This window comes from Emticicia sp., assembly GCF_049241225.1.
Lineage (GTDB): Bacteria > Bacteroidota > Bacteroidia > Cytophagales > Spirosomataceae > Emticicia.
In genome coordinates, this window is record NZ_JBMLRC010000004.1 from 1 (window position 1) to 2789 (window position 2789).

The following is a 2789-nucleotide window of genomic DNA, read 5'->3' on the forward strand; positions in this document are numbered from 1 at the left end:
CCGAGTTCTACGACTTCCAAGTTAGACATTTTTCCTGTGTCCAACGTAAATCTAAGTAAAGTTTTCATTTTATGCCAACCTTGTTTTCCTGCTGCCCCGGGATTCAGAAAAATCATGTTGTTTTGTTTGGGGTCACGCATGGCTTTCAGTATATGCGAATGCCCGCAAACAAAAATATCGGGTGTTTTTATCTTCAATTGCTTTTTCACAGCTGGGTTGTAGTTGGGTGGACTTCCACCAATGTGAGTCATCCAAACTTCCAGCCCTTCAATCGTAAAGTTTTGATTTTCAGGTACTTTCCACTGAATCTCTTTTTCATCAATATTGCCAAACACAAAACGAGTTGGTTTGAAGGCTTCCAATTTTTCGATAATTTCGAGCGAGCCAATATCGCCAGCGTGCCAAATTTCATCGCAGTCTTTGAAATGCGTAAAAACCGATTCATCAAGAAATCCGTGCGTGTCTGATATTAATCCGATTTTAGTCATAAGTCTAATTTTGAAGCGGTTCGTCGCCCGTTCGGAATGAGCGAATGTGTGAATAATAAACTAATTCTATCATTCTATCATTCTATCATTCTATCATTCAAAATTATTTCTCTAAGTTTCAAATATTTCATCGTCGCATAAACGCTCTGTGTGAAAGCCCAAACAAAACCACGATAACCATTCAGGAAATTGAGTCTGATAAAATATTCAGTAAAAAACGTAACAGGAAACTTCGTGACCACTTTAAGTAAAGATGCCTTTTTGCCTTTTTTATGCAATTCGTTGGCTCCACGAGACGAATAATTATTCATTTTCTGAAAAACATCTGCTAAATCAGCATAGCTGTAATGCAAAACATGATTTTTTAGTGTAGCTATTTTTCCATTTAAAACCACATCTTCGTGTACTTCTCGGTCGTTATAATTTCCGTATTTTTTATTAAATAGTCGCAAATGAGGCATTTTATACTCTCGCCCGTATCGCATGATTCCACCCAGAAAAACAAGCGTATTGGGTATCATATACCCTTGATATTCAGCACTTTGCAAAGCAACATCAATCTCTTTTTTTAGCTCTTCGCTCACAACTTCGTCAGAATCTACGATAAAAATCCAGTCGTTTTGGGCTTGGTCAACGGCGTAGCGTTTTTGTGTACCAAAACCATCAAATTTTCGGTATTGAGTCTTACAACCAAACTCGTTGGCAATGCTTAGAGTTTTGTCGGTACTGCCGCTATCTACTACCACAATCTCATCGGCCCAGCCTTTTACCGACTCCAAAACTTGTCTAATCGTACGAACATTATTGAGCGTTATAATTACTACCGAAACTTTCATTCATCAATGGTTTTATTGCCAAAGTTAAGGTTTTTGATTTTTCAATCGTAATTTTGTTGAATAATTTGAAATCATAAGTTTTCGTGATTCTTGAATCTTCATTGACAAAACCAACGTAAATGATTTGTGTTCAAATAAAAACCAAAAAATTAACATGAAAACAATCATCATTTCGATTGCTATTGGCTTATTAGCCATAAGTTTTAACAAGAAGAATCAGGAATTTACTGGAAAAGAGATTTTCGAGAAAAATTGTGCAAAATGCCACGGAAAAGATGGCACAAAGCGACTTTTAGGAGCAAAAAATCTTCAAAAAAGCGTATTGAGCCCCACCGAAAACTATGAAGTCATTGCCAACGGAAAAGGTAAAATGCCCAGTTGGAAAGAAAAATTAAGCACCGAACAAATCAACCAAGTGATTGAATACTTGGATATTTTGAAGCAAAAAACCAAAGAATAATGATAGAAACCCACGCTCACATTTACGATGAGCAATTTGATGAAGACCGCAATGCCATGCTCGAACGTGCATTTGCGGCAGGAGTAAAACAAATCTGGATGCCCAACTGCGACCACGAAACTATTGAGGGCATGTTGGCTCTCGAACAACAATACCCCAGCGTTTGTCATGCCATGATGGGCGTGCATCCGTGTTATGTGAAAGAGAATTTTGAAGAAGAATTGGCCGTAGTGGAGCAGTGGCTCGAACGCCGAAAGTTTATCATGATTGGCGAAATTGGTCTTGATTTCTACTGGGATTTGACTTTTGTGGCTCAGCAAGAAGAAGTTTTTTTACGTCAATTGACACTGGCCAAGAAATATAATTTACCGATTTGTATTCATTCTCGCAACTCGAAAAATAACGAACATAATGCCATTCTGCGTTGTATCGAGCTAATCAAGCAATTTGGTTGGGCTGATTTACGAGGTATTTTTCATTGTTTTTCGGGAAATTTAGAGGAAGCTCAGAAAATCATCGAAATCAACTTTTTGTTGGGAATTGGTGGAGTGGCTACCTTCAAAAATGGCGGAATGGACACAATTTTACCGCATGTTGATTTGCAACACATCGTTCTCGAAACCGACTCGCCTTATCTTGCACCGGTTCCGTACCGTGGCAAACGAAACGAAGTAGTTTATATCGAACTGGTTGCTCGCCGAATTGCCGAAATCAAAGCAACAGATTTTGCGGAAGTTGTGACACAAACCACCCAAAATGCCTTATCTTTGGTCGGTCTAAAATCATAAGTTTTGAATCAATATTCAATAGTTAAAAATTGATGATGAAAGATTGTAAAGTGTTGATTTTTGATAAAAAAAACACTTCAAAGCCAAACAAATTTTATACATCGAAAATCTACAATCCGTAATCGTCAATCTATAATTTTTATAAATAAAATTCTTTGAATCTAAAAACCATTCTTCTCGGAATTCTTTTTGCTGCTTTGTGGGCGTCGGCCTCGGC

General features: G+C 37.6%; 4 protein-coding genes. 2 read left to right on the top strand and 2 right to left on the bottom strand.

Annotated elements, in window-relative coordinates:
• Both ACOVO2_RS00090 and ACOVO2_RS00095 read right to left on the bottom strand, forming a co-directional pair.
• On the bottom strand, positions 1–488 hold a 488-nt coding region (locus tag ACOVO2_RS00090), incomplete at its 3' end, for a metallophosphoesterase family protein (RefSeq protein WP_421768015.1).
• A gap of 77 nt (positions 489–565) precedes the next feature.
• Positions 566–1324, bottom strand: coding sequence for a glycosyltransferase family 2 protein (locus ACOVO2_RS00095; RefSeq protein ID WP_421768016.1), 759 nt, complete (start codon positions 1322–1324; stop codon positions 566–568).
• Positions 1325–1478: 154 nt separating this feature from the next.
• On the opposite strand from ACOVO2_RS00095, the gene ACOVO2_RS00100 reads away from it, so the two are divergent.
• Together ACOVO2_RS00100 and ACOVO2_RS00105 are read left to right on the top strand one after the other, a co-directional pair.
• The gene (locus ACOVO2_RS00100) at positions 1479–1784 is read left to right on the top strand and encodes a c-type cytochrome (protein WP_421768017.1); all 306 of its coding nucleotides are present in this window, start codon (positions 1479–1481) and stop codon (positions 1782–1784) included.
• Positions 1784–2572: a TatD family hydrolase gene (locus ACOVO2_RS00105; RefSeq protein ID WP_421768018.1), complete on the top strand. Its 789-nt coding sequence runs from the start codon at positions 1784–1786 to the stop codon at positions 2570–2572. The genes ACOVO2_RS00100 and ACOVO2_RS00105 overlap by 1 nt, the downstream gene beginning before the upstream one ends.
• Positions 2573–2789: the final 217 nt, after the last annotated feature.